Raw genomic sequence first — 21053 nt, forward strand, 5'->3', positions numbered from 1 at the left:
TCCGCCCACCCGCACGAGCCCCCGGGCGCCCGCCCCCCCGCCGCGCCCCGACGCACCGCGGAGCGGCCGCGTCGGGAAGTCGGGGACGGGATAGGTGTCAAGTCGGCCGCACATGCCGAAGCGTCGGTGCTCCGGGCGCTCCAGCCGTGACACTGCGCCGTGGTCGAGGTGGGAGAGGTCTGCGGCCTTCAGCCGTTCCAGCTGACGGCCGGTCGTGACGGCTGCGGCGAGGGCGCCGTCACGCCAGCGGATCCGCCAGGCGTCCAGGAGGTCGCTCTTGAGGCGGTGGGCCGCGATGTGGAACTCCTGCAGCCCGCCTTCGCGCAAGGCCAGGAAACCCTCCAGTGCCAGGTCGCGGCGGCGGCGGGCTGCCGCGGAACGGTCGCCGCTCAGGCCGGCCGCCCTGCCGTAGGCGTGGGGATCGGCCAGCACAGGCGCAGGGAAGGTGAAGACGGCGTCGCCCGCCTCGGGGAGTCCGCCGTTCTGCATGAGCACCACGAGGCGCAGGCCTCCGTCGTTGACGAGGCGGTGGACCGTGCCGGGGGTGAACCAGACGACGTCGCCGGGGAGCAGTGGGGTCTCGTCGAAACCGGAGGTGGTGAGGGTCTGTACGCTGCCCGCGCCGTCTATGACGACGTAGGCCTCGGAGCAGACGAGGTGCATGTGGGGCGTGCCGCCGCACAGCCCGTCGGCGGCCTCCCAGTCGTAGACGGTCAACCCGGAGATCCCCACGCCGCCGGGGAGCGGGGTCACCACGGGTGTTCCGCGATGTGGCGGGACAGGCGCCCGGCGGTCCACGCGCCGTCGGCCACGACGATCCGGTAGCGGCGCGACAGGGTGTCGCCGGGGGCCAGTGGCAGTTCCTTGTCGAACGCCAGGGACGGGTTGACGGCGGGGATGGGTTCACTGCGGACGAACCAGTGGCAGGGGGCGTCGGGGTCGTCCAGGAACAGGAGCGTGGAGGAGCGGTCGACCTCGTCGTGCGCGCCGATGAAGGCCAGCCAGTCGCCCTGCTCGCCCATCGCGGGGCCGATCACTTCGCCGCCGGCGAACTCGCGCGGGCCGCGCCAGAACAGGCCGGAGTATCCGGCGAGCTCTCTGCCCTGCGTGCCGGGGCTGCCGAACATCAGACCGCTGTCGCGGACGTTGGTCAGCGAGGTGGTGACGTCCAGGGTCCAGAAGTCGGCCCCTACGTCGTGTGCGGTCAGCGTGCGGCGCTCGTCGATCCAGTGCTCCCCCGCCATCGTGATCCAGGCCAGGGCTTCGGTGATCACGGCGCGGCCGGGGCCCGTTTCGGCGGACACGGCGAGGCTGTGCATCGTGCCGAGGTTCGGCAGGTCCACGTAGCCCTGGCCGCGCAGGTAGGTGCCGCCGCCCCAGAAGTTCTGCCCCGACACCCACGACGCCGTGATCTGGATGCCCTTGTGCCAGCGGTGGTCGTGCGGCCGGTACCCGGTGACCACGTCGCCGGCGAGCGTGCGCACCGGATGCAGGTAGGGCTTCGGCGCCTCGAAGGGGTCCATGACCGGCCGGTGCACGTACCGGAAGAGGTCGACGTCGCGAGCCCGGACGGTCAGCGAGTCCTCGTTCTCGAGGAGTTCGAACGTCACCGGAACACCCCCGGGCGCCCTCCGTTGAGCGAGCCGTAGAACGGGTCGGCCGCTTCGATCTCTGCGCGCCGGACCGGCAGGCCGGTGATCGCGGCCTTGTACAAGGCGGTGACCAGTTCCATGGTGGGCCTGCCGAGATCGGGCCGGATCCCCGCCTCGTAGTCGTCCAGGAAGGCCGCGAGCTGGGCGGTGTGCGAGCTGGGCACGTCGTCCGGCGGGTCCCACTTCACGCCCGGCGACCTTGTGGTGAAGGTCCAGTCCGCGTTGGAGTAGCCGTACAGGTGCCGCAGCTCGACCGTGGCGTCGGTGAGATCGAAGCGCAGGTAGCTCTCCTCGCGAGGGGAAAGGACGCTGTTGACGACCGTCGCGACGGCTCCGTTGTCGAACCGGACCAGGGCTGCGGAGACGTCCTCGGTCTGGACCTCGCGCGCGAGGCGGCCGGCCATCGCGCGTACCTCGGTCCATTCGCCGAGCACCGCGAGCATCAGGTCCATCTGGTGGATGCCGTGGCCCAGGGTCGGGCCACCGCCCTCGCTCTCCCAGGTGCCGCGCCAGGGCACGTCGTAGTAGGCGTCATCGCGGTACCACGCCGTGACGCACTGCGCGACGAGCGGACGGCCCAGGGTCCCGGCCGTGATCCGGTCGCGCAGGTACCGGGACCCCGAGCCGTACCTGTGCTGGAACACCGCGCCCGCGAGGGCGGGCCCTTCGGCGGCACAGATCCGGTCGAGCTCGGCCAGCGACAGGGCCACCGGCTTCTCGCACCACACCCACGCCTGCGACTCCAGGCAGGCCACGGCCTGTTCGGCGTGCAGGAACGGAGGCGTGCACAGGTGCACGAGGTCCGGGCTCTGCTCCTTGAGCATGGTGTGCAGGTCGGTGTAGACCGCGGGGATGCCGTGTTCGGCCGCGAACGCCTCGGCGCGCGCGGCGTCCACGTCGACGGCTGCCACGATCCGGGCCCGGTGCGCCTGCGCGCGGAGGGCCGGAACGTGGCAGATGCCCGCGATCCCGCCCGTTCCGACGATCGCCGTCCTGATCATCCGCCCAGCACCTCCTTGATCGAGTGGTAGGCGGGCTTGGGCAACAGGTTCTCGTCGTAGGGCAGCGCCGCGCCCTCGCCGGGGAAGACGGAGGGGATCCACGAGTACCTGTCCGTGTAGTCCCAGATGGTGACTCCGACGCACTTCTTGACCGCCAGGCAGGCCTTGACGTAGTCGGCGTACCAGGTGGCCTGGGTGGCGAGCTTTTCCGGGGTCGCGGGGAGGGCCATCCGGATGTCGAGCTCGGTCACCGCGACGTCGACCCCGAGGCCGGCGAAGCGCTCCATGTTCTGCTGGACGTCGCCGGGGAAGCCGTACTGGAGCGCCAGGTGGCCCTGGATGCCGAAGCCCTCCACCGGGACCCCGTCGGCCTTCAACTGCTTGATCAGGGTGTAGTAGGCGTCGCTCTTGGGGCCTGTGCCGTCGACGTTGTAGTCGTTGAGGTACAGCTTGGCGTGCGGGTCGGCCTCGTGGGCCCAGCGCAGGGCGTCGGCGATGTAGCCGGGGCCGAGCGTCTTGTAGAAGAGCGATTCGCGGTAGGTGCCGTCCTCGTTGAAGGCCTCGTTGACGACGTCCCAGTGGATCACTTGACCCTTGAAGTGCCGGACCTCCGTCTGGATGTGGTTCTTGAGGACGGCGCGCAGCTCGTCGGCGCTCCAGGTGCCCTCGGTGAGCCATGCGGGGAGCTGGTTGTGCCAGATGAGGGTGTGACCGCGGACCTTCTGGTGGTGGGCCTTGGCGAACGCGACGACCTTGTCGGCGTCGGTGAAGTCGAAGACGCCGCGCTCGGGCTCGGTGGCGTACCACTTCATGGCGTTGCCGGGGGTGGTCTGGCCGAATTCGCTGCCGAGGAGCTTCAGGTAGGCGGCGTCGGTGAACTCGGGGTTGTCGGTGGCAGAGCCGAAGTACTTGTGGTGCTTCGCGGCCAGTTCGCCGAGCGTCCTGGTACGGGGCTCGGCGGCTGCGGGCGCTGCGGCGAGACCGGCCGAGAGGCAGATGGCGGCGGACAGGGCGGTGAGAATCCGGGACATGGGAACGGACATGTGAAGGGACATGTGAAGGGACATGTGAAGGGACATGGCGGGTTACTCCTCGGGGTGCAGGCGGTTCAGTCGAGGACGATCGTGGTCAGCGCGCGCGGGGCGAGAGTCGCCGTGAGGGTCGTGCCATGCGTGGAGACGATGTCGGCCGGGGTGATCGAGCGGGTCCCGTCGGTGACGTAGCCGTCGGGGTGCCGGTCGTGCCCGCCGCGAAGGGAGAACTCGGTGGAGCTTTCGGTGGTCGCGGTGTTGAGGATTTCGATCACGCGGCTGCCGTCGGTGTTGCGGAAGGCCGTGATCTGCAGTGCCGGGTCGGCGTTCGTGACCGGCACGCGGACGGCGCCGGGTCGGATGAAGCGGCTGAAGGCGGCCAGGGCCCAGTACCGCTTGGACACCCGGTAGTCGTCACCGGGGTTGGCGAGCTGGATGAGCCCCCGGGTCGCGCCGAGGGACGCGCCGGTCCAGTAGACGTAGGCACTGGCGTTGCCGACGGTCAGGGTGTTCTGGATGTCGGCGGCGACGGCGAGACCGTCGTAGCCGCTGCCGTCGTCCCAGTTCTCGTTCCAGGTGGCGCCGTCCGGAGACCATTCCGACATCCACACGGGCTTGACGGTCGGCTGCGGGACCGCGGTCGGACCGCTGTAGCGGTGGCCGGTGACGGTCCGCACGGACTTGCCGGCGGCGGGGTCCGCCTCGATGGCCTCGGTGTAGGCGACCTGCCGGTCCCAGCCCGCAGCGTCGCAGCAGACCAGCTCGGTCTTCAGTCCGGATGCGCGGACGGTCGGCCCGAGCACCTTGAGGAAGTCGACGGCCTGCTGCGGGGTGAACCGCATCGAGGCGTAGGTCGCCGTCCAGTCGGGTTCGTTGGTGAATCCCAGGTCGGTGATCCCGATGCCTTCCTGACGGTAGAACTTCGCGTACTGCACGAGGTAGTTCGCGTAGGCCTGACGCCATTCGGGCCGCAGCTCGCCGCCGTTGTTCTCGCTCCCGTTGGTCTTCATGAAGGCCGGGGCGCTCCAGGCGTCGGCGTAGAACCGTTTGACGCCGTAGGCCTTGGCCTCCTTGGCGAGCCAGACCTGGCCGCCGTCCCAGCCGTCCCAGACGTACTTCGGTGTGGCGTCCGGCCCGCCGGGATCGGTCGGCAGGATCGTCGGCATGTGGTCGTAGACCCTGTCGGTCGACGACCCGATGCCCAGGCGCAGGATCGAGAGGCCCGCGCCCTTGTCCTTGTTGAGCAGCAGGTCGAGCACTTCGCGCTGCTTGGCCGGGCTGAGGCCGCGCGCGCCGTGCAGCAGGTCGGCCCGCTGGAAGGCCATCGAGAAGCCGAATCCGTCGATGGGCTGGAGCGCTGTGCGGAAGTCGATGCCGTTGCGCGCGGGGGCGGCCACAGCCTGCGATGTTAGCGCTAACAAAATGGGGACTGCCAGGGCCATCAGGCGTTTCACAATGTCTCCTCGGGGGTGGAGGTCGCGCGGGACGGGTCAGCCCTTGGTGGCGCCCGCCGTGAGGCCGCCGATCAACTGCCGCTCGGCGACGGCGTAGAACGCGAGCGCGGGGACCATGGCGAGCACGATGTAGGCGAGGACGAGCGCGTAGTCGGTCGAGTACTGGCCCTGGAACTGCTGGACTCCGACCGGGACGGTCTGCCATTTCGGGTCGTTGAACACCAGCAGCGGCAGGAAGAAGTTGTTCCAGCTCGCGACGATCGCCAGCACCGACACCGTGCCGAGCGCCGGACGCGCCATCGGCAGCAGGATCTTCCAGAAGAAGCGGAACTTGCCGCACCCGTCCATGATGGCTGCCTCCTCGACCTCCGCCGGGATGGTCCGGAAGAAGCCGCGCAGGATGATGATCGTCATGGGGAGCCCGAAGGCCGCCTGCGGGAGGATCACTCCGAGCGGGTTGTCGAGCAGGTCGAAGTTGCGCAGCAGCAGGAACAACGGCAGGACGGCCACGGCGAACGGGAACATGAGCCCGATCGTGAACAGCGTGTAGAACAGCTCCCTGCCCCGGAAGGCGTAGCGGGCCAGCGCGAACGCCGCCATCGCGGAGGCCGCCACCGTGCAGCACGTCGTGCCGATCGCGATGCCCGCGCTGTTGGCGATCTGCCGCCAGAACATTCCGTCGCCGAGAATGCCGGTGTAGTTGCCGGTCTTCCAGTGTTCGGGCAGCCCGAACGGGTTGGTCGTCAGCTCGCCGGTGCTCTTGAACCCGGAGATCACAGCGTAGACCAGCGGCACGACGACGAACGCGCCGATCAGCCAGACCACGGCGTGCAGCGACAGGCCTCGTACCGTCCTGCGTGCGTTCATCGGCCACCTCCCGAGGTGACGGCCCCACTCAGGTCACGGCGGAGCACGTAGCGCTGGTAGAAGAGGGAGAAGACCAGGCTGATCATGAACAGCACCACGCTGATCGCACTGGCGTAGCCGACCTGGTAGCGCTTGAACCCGAACTGGAACATCGAGATGGCCATCGTCTCGGAGGAGTGGTTGGGCCCGCCCGCCGTCATGACCCACACCAGGTCGAAGAGTTGGATGGCCCCGATGATCGAAAGGAAGGCGCTGATCCGGATCGTCGGGCCGAGCAACGGCAGCGTCACGTGCCGGAAGCGCTGCCATGCGCCCGCGCCGTCGATGGAGGCGGCCTCGAGGATCTCGCTCGGGATGCTCTGCAGTCCGGCGAGGAAGAGCATCATGTGGAAGCCGAAGTACTTCCAGGTCATGACCACGAACAGGGTCGGCATGACCGTCGAGGGATCGGCGAGCCACTTCCCCTGCAGCCCCTCCAGGCCGAGGGCGCCGGCGAGATGGTCGGCCATGCCGGCACCGGGAAGGAAGATCATCGTGAAGAGGACCGCCGTGACCACCTCGGACAGGATGTACGGCGCGAAGAACAGCATCCGGTAGACGGCCCGGCCGCGCAGCCGCTGGTTGAGCAGGACCGCGGTGAACAGCGCGAACGGCAACTGCACCGTGATCGACAGGGCGATGAGGTACAGCCCGCGCTTCAGATCGCCGAGGAAGACCTGATCGCGGAAGAGCGTGGCGTAGTTCTCGAAGCCGATGAAGTCGTCCAGGGGGCCGATTCCGCCCCACTTGAAGAAACCGGTATAGACGGCGACGGCGATCGGTGCCAGGACGAAGACGAGGAAGAGGACCAGAGCCGGGACGAGGAACCACGCGACCGACGCCCAGCTTCCCAACCCGCGCAGGGGCGACCGTGCCGGGGGCTGCGGGCGCGCCGGCATGGCGTCCTTCGTCCGCTCCTTGGTCAGGGTGGACACGGAGCTAGGCACCCTTCGCAGCCTCGGTGATCGACTTGGTGACCTGCTCGGGCGTCTTCTTGCCCGCGATGAGGTCGGCGACGCTGTCGTTGACCTCCTGGCCCACCGCGGGCGGGTAGGCCTGGTCGAGGAAGAGCTGGAAGCCCGTCGCCTTGGCCAGGCTGTCGGCCACCACCTTTCTGTTGGGCTCGGTGAGCTGGCTCTCCGCGCCCTTGACCACCGGCAGGTAGCCGTTGGAGGCCAGCAGCTTGGACTCGTTCTCCAGCACGAAGAACTTCAGGAAGTCCAGCGCCTCCTTCGGGGCGCCCTTGCGCAGCGCGAAGCCGCCGCCACCGCCGAACACCTCGGTGGCCTGGCCGACGCCGCCGTCGACCGTCGGGAAGGGGAAGAAGCCCAGGTCCGCTCCGAGGTCCGCGCCCGCGTCCTTCTGCACCGACGGTGCCCACTGCCCCATCAGCTCCATGGCGGCCTTGCCGTTGCCCATGGTCGCGGCCTGGCCGCCGGGGGTGGAGTAGCCAGCGCCGAGGAAGCCCGTCTGGAACGGCTGGAGGTCGACCAGCTCCTTGAGGTGGGTGCCCGCCTGGACGAAGCCGGCGCCGGTGAAGTCCTTGGTGGTCGCGGCCTGCTGCAGCGCGGGGAGGCCTGCAACGCGCATCGCGAGGTAGGCCCAGTAGTAGTGGCCCGGCCATTTCTCCTTGCCCGCGAGGGCGATCGGAGTGACGCCCGCCGCCTTGAGCTTCTTGACGTCTTCGAGGAACTCGGCCCAGGTGGCCGGCGGAGCGGTGATCCCGGCCTCGGCGAAGAGCTTCTTGTTGTACCAGAAGCCGACCATGCCGACGTCGTAGGGCACCCCGTAGGTCCGGCCCTCGAACTGATAGGCCTGCAGCGAGACCGGGGTGAGGTCGGACGACCAGCCGAACGCCTCGGTGAGGTCCTCGACCAGCCCCGCGTCGACCTGCTGCCGCAGAACACCGCCGCCCCAGGTCTGGAAGACGTCGGGGAGCTTGCCCGATGAAGTGTTGGCCGTCAGCTTGGACTTGAACGCCTCGTTCTCCAACGAGGTCGTCTTGATCGTGATGTTCGGGTGAGCGGTCGTGAACGCCGAGGAGATCTGCGGGAACAGAGACTTGCCCGGTTCCGTCGTGGCGATGTTCCACCACGCGAAGGTCACCTTGCCGTCGGCCGCCGACCCCGAGCCGGAGCCCCCGCCGCCGCAGGCCGCGGTGAGCGAGACGGACAGAGCGGTCAGGCCCGAGAGCGCGAGGAAGCTTCGTCGACTCGGGGGTGTGCTGGCCATGGGACCTCCGGGGTGGTGAATGCCGGTTCAGTTCGAAAATGTTTCGTAACATTCTCGAATTCGTGCTGCCACAAACTAGGAACGTGAAGCCCACCGGTCAAGCCTTCTTACCGAATTCCCCTCGACAGCAGCCCTCTTGCGGCTTGACAACCAGGTCACGCCAACCGGAAACTCTTCGAAAGTTTGCGATACCTGTCGCTAACCCAAGGCCGTCCGCACGGAGGAGAGAATTGAGCGAGCAGCGCCCGACCCTGGCCGTCATCGCCGCTGAGGCGGGAGTCTCCCAGGCCACCGTGTCCAAGGTGGTCAACGGCCGCTCCGACGTCGCACCCGCGACACGCGAACGGATCGAGAGCCTGCTGCGCTCCCACAACTACCTCCACCCCGGAGCGCAGGCCAGGGCCCGCAGGTCCGGCCTGGTCGACCTGATCATCGGCGGTCTGGACAGCGCGTGGGCAGTGGAGATACTGCGCGGCGTCGAAGCCGAGTGCGCCCAGCGGAGCGTCGGCACCGTCGTATCGCTCGTCCCGCCGGGCGAGGCCACGCCTTCGAGTTGGGCCGCACTGCCGGTCCTGCACCACAGCGACGGCGTCATCCTCGTCACCGCCTCGGTCACCCAGGCCCAGCGCGCCCAGGTCGAACAGGCCGGGGTGGCACTCGTCGTCATCGACCCGATCGACCTGCCGGGCAACGGTGTGCCGAGCATCGGCGCGACCAACTGGGCGGGCGGCCTCGCCGCCACGGAACACCTGCTGGAGCTGGGGCACCGCCGGATCGCCGCGATCGGCGGGCGCAAGGAGATGCTCTGCAGCCAGGCCCGCATCGACGGGTACCGCGCCGCGCTGGAGCGGGCCGGGATCGAGGTCGACCGCGACCTGATCCGGTTCGGTGACTTCCAGCACGAGGGCGGGTTCCAGCGCGCCCGGGAACTGCTCGCCCTCCCCGAGCCGCCGACCGCCGTCTTCGCCGGCAGCGACCAGCAGGCGATGGGCGTCTACGAAGCCGCCCGGCAGGGCGGACTGAGCATCCCGCAGGACCTCAGCGTGGTCGGCTTCGACGACCTGCCGATGTGCGAATGGCTGTCCCCGCCGCTGACGACGGTGCGTCAGCCGCTGGAGGAGATGGGCCGGCTCGCCGCCCGCACACTCTTCCAACTCCTGGACGGCCAGCCCCTGGTCAGCCCCCGGATGGAGCTCTCGACCGAGCTCAAGGTCCGGCTCTCCACCGCCCCGCCCCGTTCCTAGGAGAACTCCTTGACCGAGCCCTGGCGTGACCCCCTCATGCCCGCGTCCAAACGAGTCGCCGATCTGCTGAAACGGATGACGCTGGAGGAGAAGGCGGGTCAGCTCGCCGGCTTCTGGGCGCTGCCCTCGGATCCGGGCGCACCCGTCGCGCCGATGGAGGACGATTCCGGCGAGTCCGCGCCCGGCCTCGACGACATCGTCGCCCACGGCCTCGGCCAGCTCACCCGGGTGTACGGAACCGCGCCGATCACCGCGGAAGCCGGGATGGAGCGGCTCGCCTCGCTCCAGCGGCAGGTGACCGGATCCGGCCGGTTCGGGATACCAGCGGTCGCTCACGAGGAGTGCCTGACCGGGTTCATGACGTTCGGAGCGACGGTCTTCCCCGGACCACTGGCCTGGGGCGCCTCCTTCGATCCCGGACTCGTGCGCCAGATGGCCGCCGCCATCGGTGCGGGGATGCGGCGGGTCGGCGTCCACCAGGGGCTGGCTCCGGTGCTCGACGTGGTCCGCGACTACCGGTGGGGCAGGACCGAGGAGTGCATCGGCGAGGACCCCTATCTCGTCGGAGCGATCGGCACCGCCTATGTGCAGGGCTTGGAGGGCTCCGGGATCGTGGCGACGCTCAAGCACTTCGCCGGGTACTCGGCCTCGCGCGGCGGCCGGAACATGGCTCCCGTCGCCTCGGGACCGCGCGAGTTCGCCGACGTACTGGTCGAGCCCTTCGTACGGGCACTGCGCGAGGGGGGCGCCCGGTCGGTGATGAACAGTTACACCGACGTGGACGGCGTTCCGGTGGCCGCCGACGAACGGCTGCTGACCGAACTGCTCAGGGGCGAGCTGGGGTTCAGCGGTGTGGTCGTCGCCGACTACTACGCCGTCTCCTTCCTGGAGACCCGGCACGGTGTCACCGGCTCGCGGGGCGCGGCCGGCGCGCTGGCGCTGACCGCCGGAATCGACGTCGAGCTGCCCACGGCCCGGTGCTACGGCGAGCCGCTGACCGAACTCGTGCGGGCGGGGAGCGTGCCCGAGGAGCTCATCGACCGGGCCGCGGAACGGGTCCTGCTCCAGAAGGCCGAGCTCGGCCTGCTCGACCCCGACTGGCAACCCGTCAAGCCCGAGCCGGTCGACCTCGACCCTCCGGAGAACCGGGCACTGGCCAGGCTCCTGGCCGAACGGTCCACCGTGCTGCTCGCCAACGACGGCATCCTGCCGCTGCGGCCGTGCCGGGTCGCGATCAGCGGGCCTTACGCCGACGACCCCCAGTCCTTCCTCGGCTGCTACTCCTTCCCCAACCACGTCGCGCTTCCCGGCGACCTCGGGCTGGAGATCCCGACGCTCGGCGAGGCGCTCACGGCTGCCGGGTTCACGGTCACCGAGGAGGATCCGGACGTGAACCTGCTCGTGCTCGGGGACCGGGCCGGCATGTTCGGCCGGGGCACCTCCGGAGAGGGCTGCGACGCCGAGACCCTCGACCTGCCCGGCGACCAGGCCGCACTCGCCTCCGCCGTTCTGGACTCGCAGGTGCCGACCGTCCTGGTCCTCGTCTCCGGACGGCCCTACGCGCTCGGCACGCTCGCCGAGCGCGCATCGGCCGTGGTACAGGCCTTCTTCCCCGGCGAGGAGGGCGGGACGGCGCTGGCCCGGATCATCAGCGGTGCCGCGGAACCGTCCGGGCGGCTGCCCGTCTCCATCCCCCGCCAGGTCGGCGGCCAGCCCGGCACCTACCTGCACGCCAGGCTCGGCGGGCACACCGACTGGAGCTCGGTGGACCCGACCCCGCTGTTCCCGTTCGGCCACGGGCTGAGCTGGACCAGCTTCACCTGCACGGAGCTCTCCGTGGATCCCGTCGCCGCGACGGACGGGGCCGTCGCCGTTTCGGTCACCGTACGCAACGTCGGCGAGGTGGCCGGGACCGAAGTGGTCCAGCTGTACCTCTCCGACCCCGTGGCGTCCGTCGTCCGGCCGCAGCGGTGGCTCGCCGGATTCGCCAGGGTCGAACTGCGGCCGGGCGCGGCCTCCCGGATCACCTTCTCTGTCCATGCCGACCGGACCTCCTTCACCGGGCTCGACCTGCGCAGAAGAGTGGAGCCCGGGGAGATCGGCGTGGCCGTCGGACGGTCCAGCGGCGATCTTCCGCTCCAGGGCTCCTTCACTCTGGAGGGCCCCGTACGTCACCCTGCGGCCGACCGGGTGCTGTCCGTGCCGGTCGAGATCGTCCCGGCTCCATGACCAGTGACTTCGGTGAGCCCGTGCTGCCCGGGTTCCGGCCCGACCCGTCCGTCTGCCGGGTGGGAGCGGACTACTACCTGGTGACGTCCAGCTTCGAATGGTTCCCGGGCCTTCCCGTGTTCCACAGCCGCGACCTCGTGAACTGGCGGCGCATCGGCTCCGCGCTCGACCGGGCGTCCCAGCTCGACCTCGACGGGTGCGAGCCCTCTCGGGGTCTGTTCGCGCCGACGATCCGGCACCATGACGGGGTCTTCCACCTCGTCTGCACGCTGATGGACGGCCCGGGTCATTTCGTCGTCACCGCGACCGACCCGGCGGGGCCGTGGTCGGAGCCCCACTGGTTGGAGGGCGAGGGCTTCGACCCGTCGCTGTTCTTCGACGACGGGCCGGACGACGGCGAGGGGCACGGGGACGGCGAGGGCGACGGCGGCGAGGGCGACGGGGACGGGGACGGCCGGGCCTGGTTCACGGCCGCACGAGTCGTGGACGAAGCCGCGGGCCGCACCGAGATCTGGATGCGCGAATACCTTCCCCAGGAACGACGGCTGACGGGACCCGAGCACGTCCTGTGGTCGGGGAGCCACCCCGGCGCCCGGTGGTCGGAAGCCCCGCACCTCTACAAGACCGGCGGCACCTATCTCCTGGTCACCGCCGAGGGCGGCACCGATGTGGACCACAGCGTGGTGGCCGCCCGCGCCGACCGCGTGACCGGCCCCTACGAGGGCGCCCCCGGCAATCCGGTGCTACCGCCCGCCAAGGGTCCGGTCACCTGCACCGGGCACGCCGACCTCGTCCAAACCCCGAACGGCGACTGGCGGGCCGTCCTGCTGGGCGTCCGCCCGGGCTCCGCCCTCGGCCGCGAGACCTTCCTCAGCCGGATCACCTGGGACGCGGGCTGGCCGGTCTTCTCCCCCGTCGTCCACGCCGGCCTCCGCCGCCCCGTCCACGACGACTTCGCCACGCTCTGCGCGGACTGGAGCAGCCTGCGCACACCCACGGAGCGGTTCTGGACCACCGGCGACGGGATCCGCCTCCAGCTCCGCCCCGAACGCCTCGGCGAACGCACCGTCCCGTCCCTCCTGGCCCGCCCCCAGGAACAGCCCGACTGCGACGTCTCCACCGAACTGCACTTCACCCCCACCGCACCGGAGGAACAGGCGGGCCTCGCCGTAGTCCTCGACGACGAAACCCATCTCCTCTTCCTCCGCACCGCGGAAGGAATCAGCCTCCGCCGCGGGGCCGAGGTCCTGGCCGGCGTTCGCGTCCCCCCGGGTCCCATTCGCCTGGGGGTCCGCATCCGCGGCTTCAGCCACACCTTCGCCCACGCGGCACCCGACGGAGCCTGGCAGGACCTGACCACCGTCGAAGCCACCTTCCTCACCCCGCTGTTCACCAGCATCCAGCTCGGCCTCTACGCCACCTCCAACGGCCGTCCCTCCACCAACCAAGCCCACTTCACGTGGTTCGACATCACTTACCCGAGCCCACAGGAACCGCCGGGCAGGCGCTGGCATCGCTGATGCCGCGGGCAGGTGGCGGTCAGCGTCCGCCACCTGCCCGTTCGCACCTCACGTCCCGCCCAGCCGACCCCGTTGACCTCGGTGTACGTGGCCGCGATGCACGCCGCCGGAGCGGATCGATCGCCTGGACCAGCTGCGCGCGGTGCGCGGGACGGCCTTGTCGCCGCCGCCCGTCGAAGGTATTGACACCTCAATTGTGAGCGTTAACACTCGTGCGCAGCAGGTGGCCGCCGCACCGACCTCGCAGCCGCCGGTCGAAGCCCGGCAGTCCTTGTGCGCGGCACCCTCATCTCTCACGGACCATGGAGTTCGCCATGCCTGTTCCGCCCTTCAGCCGCCGCGCCGTGATCAAGGCGACTGGTGTCGCGGCCGTAGCCGCGGCTGTCGGCCCCGTACTGAACGCCGTCTCCGCCGCGGCGCAGACGCCCCCGGTCAGGTCCGACGTCGGAGTGTCGGCGTTCCCGTTCGATCTGGGTCAGGTCCAGCTCACCAGCAGCCGCTGGCTCGACAATCAGAACCGCACCCTGGCCTATCTCCGCTTCATCGACGTCGACCGCCTGCTGTACAACTTCCGCTCCAACCACCGGCTCTCCACCAACGCCGCGGCCCCGACCGGAGGATGGGACGACCCGGCGTTCCCCTTCCGCACCCACGTGCAGGGCCACTTCCTCACGGCATGGGCCCAGGCCTACGCCGCGGTCGGGGACACCACCTGCCGCGACAAGGCCGACCGCATGGTGGCCGAACTCGCCAAGTGCCAGGCCAACAACTCCACCGCGGGCTTCTCCGCCGGCTACCTGTCGGGCTTCCCCGAGGCCGACTTCACCAGCCTTGAAGCAGGCACGCTGAACAACGGGAACGTCCCGTACTACTGCGTCCACAAGACCATGGCCGGTCTGCTCGACGTGTGGCGCCTCATCGGCAACACGCAGGCCCGCGACGTGCTCCTCGCGCTCGCCGGCTGGGTCGACCGGCGCACCGCCGCGCTCAGCCAGAGCACGATGCAGTCGTTGATGGGCGTCGAGTTCGGCGGCATGAACGAGGTGCTGGCCGACCTCCACCAACAGACCGGCGACGCACGCTGGCTGACCACCGCCCAGCGGTTCGACCATGCGGCGGTCTTCGACCCCCTCGCCGCGAACCTGGACCAACTGAACGGTCTGCACGCCAACACGCAGGTGCCCAAGTGGATCGGAGCCGCCCGCGAGTACAAGGCCACCGGGACGACCCGCTACCGCGACATCGCCGCCAACGCGTGGACGATCTGCACCACCTCGCACACGTACGCCATCGGCGGTAACAGCCAGGCGGAACACTTCCGGGCCCCGAACGCCATCTCCGGCTTCCTCGTCCCCGACACCTGCGAGCTCTGCAACTCCTACAACATGCTCAAGCTGACCCGAGAACTGTGGCAGCTGGACCCGGGCCGGGCGTCGTACTTCGACTTCTACGAGAAGGCGCTGATCAACCACGTCATCGGAGCCCAGAACCCGGCCGACCCGCACGGGCACGTCACCTACTTCACCCCCCTCAACCCGGGCGGCCGCCGCGGCAAGGGCCCGGCGTGGGGCGGCGGCACCTGGAGCACCGACTACGACACGTTCTGGTGCTGCCAGGGAACGGGCGTCGAGTCCAACACAAAGCTGATGGACTCCATCTACTTCCACGACGGCAGCACCACCCTCACCGTGAACCTGTTCCTCCCCTCCGTCCTGGACTGGACCCAGCGAGGCATCACCGTCACCCAGACCACCTCCTACCCGGCCGACGACACCACGACGCTCAAGGTCACCGGCGGCGTCGGCGGGACCTGGTCGATGCGCGTCCGCATCCCCGGATGGACTTCGGGCGCCACCCTCAGCGTCAACGGCGTCGCCCAGACCGTCACGGCCAGTCCGGGCACCTACGCCACGCTCACCCGGTCCTGGGCCTCCGGCGATACCGTCACCGTGAAGCTCCCCATGCGCGTGGCCCTCCAGGCCGCCAACGACAACCCCGGTGTCGCGGCGATCACCTACGGCCCCGCCATCCTCGCCGGCAACTACGGCAGCGCCAAACTGTCCTCCCTCCCGGCCCTGGACCCCTCCTCGATCACCCGAACCAGCAGCACCGCCCTCGCCTTCACGGCCACCGCCAACGGAACGAAGGTCGACCTCGCCCCCTTCCACGACGCCCAGGGTTTCAACTACACCGTCTACTGGCGGACCGACAGCCCCGGCTTCCGTCTCGTCAACGCGGCCAGCGGACTCGTCCTCGGCATCCGTGACATGTCCACCGCCGACGGGGGCCTCGCTCTGCAGTGGACCGACTCCGGCACCGCCGACCACGACTGGCTCCTCCTCGTCGACGGCACCGCACTGCGGCTGCGCAACGTCAACAGCGGCAAGGTCCTCGGCGTGAAGGACATGTCCACCGCCGACAACGCCCCGATCCTCCAGTGGGCCGACACCGGCACCGCCGACCACCGGTGGACCGTCGTCGACGCCGGCAACGGCTACCACAAGCTTCGCAACGTCCACACCGGCAAGCTGCTCGGCATCGAAGGCGGCGCCACCGCCAACGGCGCCGCGGCCGTACAGGTGCCCGACACCGGAGCCCCCGCCGGCCAGTGGCAGTTCGTCCCCGACGGCGCCAGGCGCATCCAGAACGTCGCCAGCGGGCGGGTACTCGGCGTGCGGGACATGTCCACCGCCGACGGCGGCCTCGCCGTCCAGTGGGACGACAACGGCACCGCCGACCATCTCTGGACGGCCGTCGTCGACACCGGCGGCCACCTGCGCCTGCGCAACTCCCACAGCGGCAAGGTCCTCGCCGTGGAGAACAGCGGCACCGCCAACGGCGCCCGGATCGTCCAGTGGGCGGACAACGGCACCGACGACCACCGGTGGCGCCTGCGCCACGGCGGCGGCGACACCTTCAGGATCCAGTGCGCCGACAGCGGCCGCGTCCTCGGCGTCTCCGGCGCCTCCACCGCCCAGGGAGCACAGACCGTCCTCTGGGACGACAACGGCACCGCCGACCACCTGTGGCGATTCATCTGACCCCGCGCCGAGTCCCCCGATCGCCACAGGCCGCTCGCGGCGAAGGGAGATCGAGTGGGAGGCGCTCGCGTCAGATCGGGCCGACCCTGCCGGAAGCGCCCACCGGTCAGGCGGACGCGGGCAGATCGGGGGCGGACTCGCGCACGGTCAGGCGGGTCGGGAGGATCAACGGGCTGGGGCGGTGTCCTTCGACGGCACTGACCAGCATCCTGGCCATCTCCCGCCCCAGCGCCCGTACCGGCTGATGGACCGTGGTCAGCGGCGGGCTGGTGTGCCGGGCGCTCGCCAGGTCGTTGAAGCCGATCACCGCGACGTCCTCGGGCACCCGGAGCCCCCGTTCCCGCAAGGTGCGCAGAGCGCCGATGGCCATCGCGTCGGAGGCCGCGAACACCGCGTCGGGATCGGGGTGCGCCCGGAGCAGCCGCTCCATCGCCTCGGCTCCACAATCATCCCATCAGCGTGATCCGACCCCACACCAAAACTGGAAGCGCTTCCCCACTTCCCCACCCCCACCGGAGGAAGAACCATGCGCAAATCCGTCCGAGCCGCATCCGCCCTGCTGGCCGGTGCCCTCACCGCCGGTCTCTCCCTGATCAACGCCGGACCGGCGTACGCCGCCGACCCGACCACCATGACCAGCGGCTTCTACGCCGACCCCGACAACTCCGCCCTGCGGTGGACCAACGCGAACCCCGGCGACGGGCGGGCGGCGGCGATCAGGACGTCCATCGCCAACACCCCGGCGGCCCGCTGGTTCGGCAACTGGAGCGGCGACATCGGCGCCGCCACCGGCGCCTATGTCGGCCGCGCGGACTCCTACGACAAGTTGCCGGTCCTGGTCGCGTACAACATCCCCAACCGGGACATCTGCGCCGGTCAGTCCGGCGGCGGCGCCGGGAGCCGCGCCGCGTACGACGCCTGGATCGCCGCCTTCGCCAGTGGCGTCGGCAGCCGCCCGGCCGTCGTCGTCCTCGAACCCGACGCGCTCGGCCACGAGAGCTGCATGACAGCTGCTCAGATCGCCGAGCGCAACGCCATGCTGAAGAACGCGATCGCCCAGTTCAATGCCAAGGCACCCAACACCTGGGTCTACCTCGACGCCGGGAACCCCGGCTGGATCGGCGCCTCGACCATGGCGCAGCAGCTCGCCGCCGCCGGAGTCAGCAGGGCGCGCGGCTTCGTACTGAACGTCTCCAACTACTTCACCACCGACCAGAACACCTCCTACGGCAACGCGGTCAACTCCGCCCTGGGCTCTTACGGCTACACCAAGCCGTTCGTCGTCGACACCAGCCGCAACGGCAACGGCTCCGACGGCCAGTGGTGCAACCCCGCCGGCCGCCGGATCGGTACTCCCACCCAGCGCGGCGGCGGTGCAGAGATGCTGCTGTGGATCAAGGTCCCCGGTGAGTCCGACGGCAACTGCGGCGTCGGGGCCGGCTCCTCGGCCGGACAGTTCCTGCCGGAGGTCGCCTACAAGATGATCTACGGCTACTGACCCGCCCTCACCTCCCTTCCCTCGCCGAAGGCCGGGCCCCGGCGCCGGGGCGAGCCCCGCGGTCCGACGCCACGGCCCGCCACCCGAGCACCCCTACCGAAGGAACCCCGTGCGTATCCCCCTGCACCGATGAGTCCTGGCAGCCAGCGCGCTCACGCTGCTCCTCGGCGCCGTCGCCCCGGCCTCTGCCGAGGCGAGCTCCGCGCCGGCCTCCCACACGCTTCCCGCGAACACCCGCTTCTACGTCGATCCCGACAGCGACGCGGCCCACCAAGCCGTCACCGACCTCCTCCACCGGGACTTCGAGGGCGCCAGGTCCATGGCGAAGCTGGCCAGTTGGCCGGAGGCCGCCTGGTTCACCGACGGCACCCCGGAGCAGGTCGAATCCCGCGTGCGCGACCTGGTGCGCCGGGCCGAGCGAACCCGGACGGTTCCCGTCCTGGTGGCCTACGACATCCCGCTGCGCGATTGCTCCCAGTACTCCTCCGGCGGTGCGCAGTCGGACGCCGAGTACCAGTCCTGGATCAGCGCCTTCGCCCGGGGGATCGGCCGCAGCAAGGCCGTCGTCATCCTCGAACCGGACGGGCTGGCCAACCTCCCCTCCGACTGCGGGCCCGGCAGCGACCCCGCCGGCGCGATCACCTCCGGACGCTTCGCCGACCTCAACCACGCGATCGACGCCCTGGAGCGGCAGCCGAACAGCGTCGTCTACCTGGACGCCGGCAACAGCCACTGGCGCAGTGTCGGCGATGTCGCACAACGCCTCCTCCAGGCAGGTGTCACCCGTACCCAGGGCTTCTCCCTGAACGTCTCCAACTATCCGGCTACCGATCTGTCCACCCACTACGGCACCTGGGTCTCCCAGTGCCTGCGGTTCGCCACCAAGGGCCCGGACTGGGCCGAGGGGCACCCCGACTGGTGCGCGAGCCAGTACTACTCCCCCGCGGCGCCGAACGACGGGCAGCCGGGAAACGCCGTGGACGTGGACGACCCGTCCACCTGGCACTGGACCGACCTGTGGTTCCAGCAGAACGTCGCCGCCCCGCCCGCGCAGGAGCTCACCCACCTCGTCGTGGACACCGGCCGCGACGGCCGGGGCGCCTGGACCCCGCCCGCAGGCAAGTGCAGCGGCGACCCGCAAACCTGGTGCAACGCTCCCGGTCGCGGCATCGGTGCCCGGCCGACCGCGAACACCCGCGTCCCGCTCGTGGACGCCTACCTGTGGATCAAGACCGTCGGCCAGTCCGACGGCCAGTGCAACCGCAGCATCCCGGGCGGCACCATCGACCCGGAGTACGGCGTCGTCGATCCCGCGGCCGGTGTGTGGTGGCCGGAGCAGGCCAAGTCCCTCGTTCGGAACGCCGACCCCGCACTGGGGTTCAACACGGACCTGCGCTGACGAGAGATGCGAACTGAAGGAAATACCCGTTCATGGCGGGATCTCTCCTCAGGGGCCGCCGTTCTGATTTCGCCTGAGCTTTCAGCAGCAGCCCAGCCGAGCGATCCTCATCGAAATATTTTCGATGAGGATCGCTCTATGAAAAGCGGCTATTGGGCTATTCAGAGGGACCGGATTCTCGAAACCCTTTCGAAACTCTTGACATGTTTCGGCGGTGTTTCCAGACTGAGGCCCGAGGTTACCCCCGCCTGTGTCCGGGCCGCGTGCCGGCCTTGGATCTTACGTCCCGGCGGTGAGCGTCCTTTGCCAATGGACGCGGCGTCGTTCACGCGGATTCACCCTGCCGCGCTCCAATCCTTCCGTGATTCCTGTCCTGGAGGCTCTTTCATGGGCTCACATGCCATTCCCCCCTCCACCGTCCGCCGGAAGATCGGCGTTCTTCGCACGGCGCTGGTCGCCGGCGTCCTCGGTTCGGCCGCCATGCTGATGGCTCCGCCGGCCTCACACGCCGCCGAGAGCACGCTCGGTGGCGCGGCCGCGCAGAGCGGCCGTTACTTCGGCACCGCCGTCGCCTCGGGCAGGCTGGGCGACTCGGCGTACACGACGATCGCGGGCCGCGAGTTCAACATGGTGACGCCCGAGAACGAGATGAAGATCGACGCCACCGAACCCCAGCAGGGCCAGTTCAACTTCGCCGCAGGTGACCGTGTCTACAACTGGGCGGTGCAGAACGGCAAGCAGGTACGCGGCCACACCCTGGCCTGGCACTCGCAGCAGCCCGGCTGGATGCAGAACCTCAGCGGCAGCACGTTGCGCCAGGCGATGACCAACCACATCAACGGCGTGATGGCCCACTACAAGGGCAAGCTCGTCCAGTGGGACGTCGTGAACGAGGCCTTCGCCGACGGCAGTTCGGGGGCCCGGCGCGACTCCAACCTGCAGCGCACCGGCAACGACTGGATCGAGGTCGCCTTCCGCACCGCGCGCGCCGCCGACCCGGCCGCCAAGCTCTGCTACAACGACTACAACGTCGAGAACTGGACCTGGGCCAAGACCCAGGCCATGTACGCCATGGTCCGGGACTTCAAGCAGCGCGGAGTGCCGATCGACTGCGTCGGCTTCCAGTCCCACTTCAACAACGACAGCCCGTACAACAGCAACTTCCGCACCACCCTGCAGAGCTTCGCCGCCCTCGGCGTCGACGTGGCCGTCACCGAACTCGACATCCAGGGCGCCTCGGCCACGACCTACGCCAACGTGACCAACGACTGCCTGGCCGTCCCGCGCTGCCTCGGCATCACCGTCTGGGGTGTGCGCGACACCGACTCCTGGCGGTCGGAGCAATCGCCGCTGCTGTTCGACGGCAACGGCAACAAGAAGCCCGCCTACACCTCCGTGCTCAACGCGCTCAACGCCGGCTCCTCCACCCCCACTCCGACCCCCACGCCCGGTTCCGGACAGGTCAAGGGCGTCGGTTCGGGCCGCTGCCTGGACGTGCCCGGTGCCAGCACCACCGACGGCACCCAGCTCAACCTGTGGGACTGCAACAACCGCACCAACCAGCAGTGGTCTTACACCGCCGGTGGCGAGCTCAAGGTATACGGCGACAAGTGCCTGGACGCCGCCGGCACCGGCAACGGCACCAAGGTCCAGATCTACAGCTGCTGGGGCGGCGACAACCAGAAGTGGCGCCTCAACTCCGACGGATCCATCGTCGGAGTCCAGTCCGGCCTCTGCCTGGACGCCGTCGGCAACGGCACCGCCAACGGCACCCAGATCCAGCTCTACTCCTGCTCGGGCGGCAGCAACCAGCGCTGGACCCGCACCTGACGACCTGCGACGGCGA

15 protein-coding genes and 1 pseudogene are annotated in these 21053 nt (G+C 69.7%); 7 read left to right on the top strand and 9 right to left on the bottom strand.

The genetic code is table 11. The annotated features are described in order from the left end of the window. The 8 genes from AB0I68_RS19595 to AB0I68_RS19630 form a co-directional block, all read right to left on the bottom strand. Positions 1-753: cupin domain-containing protein (locus tag AB0I68_RS19595; RefSeq protein WP_363178661.1), on the bottom strand; the 753-nt coding region annotated here is incomplete at its 3' end. Beyond that, positions 750-1610, bottom strand: coding sequence for a PmoA family protein (locus tag AB0I68_RS19600; protein WP_363178590.1), 861 nt, complete (start codon positions 1608-1610; stop codon positions 750-752). The genes AB0I68_RS19595 and AB0I68_RS19600, both read right to left, overlap by 4 nt. After that, complete coding sequence (locus AB0I68_RS19605; RefSeq protein ID WP_363178591.1) at positions 1607-2653, bottom strand: Gfo/Idh/MocA family oxidoreductase; 1047 nt, start codon at positions 2651-2653, stop codon at positions 1607-1609. Before AB0I68_RS19605 ends, AB0I68_RS19600 begins: the two co-directional genes overlap by 4 nt. Continuing rightward, positions 2650-3684 carry an endo-1,4-beta-xylanase gene (locus AB0I68_RS19610; protein ID WP_363178592.1) on the bottom strand — a complete coding sequence of 345 codons (1035 nt, stop codon included), beginning with the start codon at positions 3682-3684 and terminating at the stop codon, positions 2650-2652. Before AB0I68_RS19610 ends, AB0I68_RS19605 begins: the two co-directional genes overlap by 4 nt. 77 nt (positions 3685-3761) lie before the next feature. Then, complete coding sequence (locus AB0I68_RS19615; protein WP_363178593.1) at positions 3762-5081, bottom strand: glycoside hydrolase; 1320 nt, start codon at positions 5079-5081, stop codon at positions 3762-3764. Between the two features lie 93 nt (positions 5082-5174). Continuing rightward, positions 5175-6005: a carbohydrate ABC transporter permease gene (locus tag AB0I68_RS19620; protein WP_363178594.1), complete on the bottom strand. Its 831-nt coding sequence runs from the start codon at positions 6003-6005 to the stop codon at positions 5175-5177. Then, positions 6002-6991 (bottom strand): sugar ABC transporter permease, encoded by a 990-nt coding sequence (locus AB0I68_RS19625; protein WP_363178595.1) that lies wholly within the window; start codon positions 6989-6991, stop codon positions 6002-6004. Before AB0I68_RS19625 ends, AB0I68_RS19620 begins: the two co-directional genes overlap by 4 nt. Further along, the gene (locus tag AB0I68_RS19630; RefSeq protein ID WP_363178596.1) at positions 6984-8276 is read right to left on the bottom strand and encodes an extracellular solute-binding protein; all 1293 of its coding nucleotides are present in this window, start codon (positions 8274-8276) and stop codon (positions 6984-6986) included. The genes AB0I68_RS19625 and AB0I68_RS19630 overlap by 8 nt, the downstream gene beginning before the upstream one ends. Before the next feature lie 230 nt (positions 8277-8506). On the opposite strand from AB0I68_RS19630, the gene AB0I68_RS19635 reads away from it, so the two are divergent. The 4 genes from AB0I68_RS19635 (at position 8507) to AB0I68_RS19650 (ending at position 16310) form a co-directional block, all read left to right on the top strand. Next, positions 8507-9520, top strand: a complete 1014-nt coding sequence (locus AB0I68_RS19635; RefSeq protein WP_363178598.1) for a LacI family DNA-binding transcriptional regulator — start codon at positions 8507-8509, stop codon at positions 9518-9520. 9 nt (positions 9521-9529) lie between these two features. Beyond that, entirely contained in the window at positions 9530-11749 is a 2220-nt protein-coding gene (locus AB0I68_RS19640; protein WP_363178600.1) for a glycoside hydrolase family 3 N-terminal domain-containing protein, read from the top strand. Then, complete coding sequence (locus tag AB0I68_RS19645) at positions 11746-13269, top strand: glycoside hydrolase family 43 protein (protein ID WP_363178601.1); 1524 nt, start codon at positions 11746-11748, stop codon at positions 13267-13269. The genes AB0I68_RS19640 and AB0I68_RS19645 overlap by 4 nt, the downstream gene beginning before the upstream one ends. Positions 13270-13571: 302 nt before the next feature. Then, a complete protein-coding gene (locus tag AB0I68_RS19650; RefSeq protein ID WP_363178602.1) occupies positions 13572-16310 on the top strand; it encodes a beta-L-arabinofuranosidase domain-containing protein in 2739 nt (912 codons plus the stop codon). 106 nt (positions 16311-16416) lie between these two features. Here the strand turns inward: AB0I68_RS19650 and AB0I68_RS19655 are convergent. Beyond that, a pseudogene (locus AB0I68_RS19655) lies at positions 16417-16752 on the bottom strand (substrate-binding domain-containing protein); the annotation flags it as partial. 84 nt (positions 16753-16836) lie between these two features. Here AB0I68_RS19655 and AB0I68_RS19660 point away from each other — a divergent pair. From AB0I68_RS19660 to AB0I68_RS19670, 3 genes are all read left to right on the top strand, one after another. Beyond that, positions 16837-17808, top strand: a complete 972-nt coding sequence (locus AB0I68_RS19660; RefSeq protein WP_363178603.1) for a glycoside hydrolase family 6 protein — start codon at positions 16837-16839, stop codon at positions 17806-17808. Positions 17809-17965: 157 nt separating this feature from the next. After that, a complete protein-coding gene (locus tag AB0I68_RS19665; RefSeq protein WP_363178662.1) occupies positions 17966-19207 on the top strand; it encodes a glycoside hydrolase family 6 protein in 1242 nt (413 codons plus the stop codon). A gap of 387 nt (positions 19208-19594) precedes the next feature. Beyond that, entirely contained in the window at positions 19595-21037 is a 1443-nt protein-coding gene (locus AB0I68_RS19670; protein WP_363178604.1) for an endo-1,4-beta-xylanase, read from the top strand. Positions 21038-21053: the final 16 nt, after the last annotated feature.

The sequence above is a fragment of the Streptomyces sp. NPDC050448 genome, assembly GCF_040655295.1.
Taxonomy (GTDB): Bacteria; Actinomycetota; Actinomycetes; order Streptomycetales; family Streptomycetaceae; genus Streptomyces.